The sequence below is a fragment of the Promicromonospora kroppenstedtii DSM 19349 genome, assembly GCF_000515355.1.
Classification (GTDB): domain Bacteria; phylum Actinomycetota; class Actinomycetes; order Actinomycetales; family Cellulomonadaceae; genus Promicromonospora; species Promicromonospora kroppenstedtii.
This window is the reverse complement of record NZ_KI911727.1, coordinates 6,028-6,857: the sequence shown is the minus strand read 5'-3', so window position 1 is coordinate 6,857 and position 830 is coordinate 6,028. Positions and strand designations below refer to the sequence as shown.

1 protein-coding gene is annotated in these 830 nt (G+C 74.2%); it reads right to left on the bottom strand.

The features are described from left to right. Window positions 1-138: 138 nt before the first annotated feature. Window positions 139-714, bottom strand: a complete 576-nt coding sequence (locus PROKR_RS21520; RefSeq protein ID WP_036967191.1) for a cysteine hydrolase family protein — start codon at window positions 712-714, stop codon at window positions 139-141. Between the last annotated feature and the right edge of the window lie 116 nt (window positions 715-830).

Below are 830 nucleotides of genomic sequence, written 5' to 3'. Positions count from 1 at the left end.
CGGCGGCGTCGGCCGGGGCGCCCGACACGTAGCGCAGGTCGTAGCGGTGGCCGAGGTCGCCCGCCGTGAAGAACGCCTGCGCGGGGCCTGCCAGGTCGAGCAGGTGGACCCCGGGCAGGAGCAGGAAGACGACGGTGGTCACGCCGTCGATGCTGCCACCTCGGCCGGGACCCCGGCTGTGTCCTCGGCCTCGAGCTCGGCGACCGTCGCGATCCGCGCGAACCGGTCCCGGAGCACGGTCTCGGTGCGCTCCAGGATGTCGGCTGCGCTGAACCGGCCCAGCGGGTCGGTGGTGGTGGCGTCACTCACGAACGTCACCTCGTAGCCCAGGTCGGAGGCGACGCGCGTGGTGGTCTCGACGCACTGCTCGGCGCGGATGCCGCAGATCCGCAGCTCGCCCACACCGTGCGTGGTGAGAATCTGGGCGAGGTTGGTCGTGGTGAAGGCGTTGTGCGCGGTCTTGTGGAGCACGGGCTCGCCGGGCCGGGGCTCGCCGAGCTCCTCGAACAGGCGGACGTGACCGGTCGCGGGGTCGAACGGGTTGCCCGACCCGGGCTCGGTGTGCAGCACCCACACCACCAGGTCGCCGGCCGCGCGGGCGAGCTCGACCAGCCGGTTGACGGGTTCGGCGACCCCGGGGTTGAGGGTGTCGGCCCACAGGGGGCGGACCCGGAAGGACTCCTGGACGTCGACGACGATCAGCGCTCTGTTCATGGCCCCAGTCTGGCCCCGCCCGGCCGCGGCGCGGGAGGCCGGATCCGGTCCTGGGGCGGACCGATCTGGTCACCGGGGCAGGTCGCCCCGCGCCCCGAGCCCCGCGCCCCGAGCCC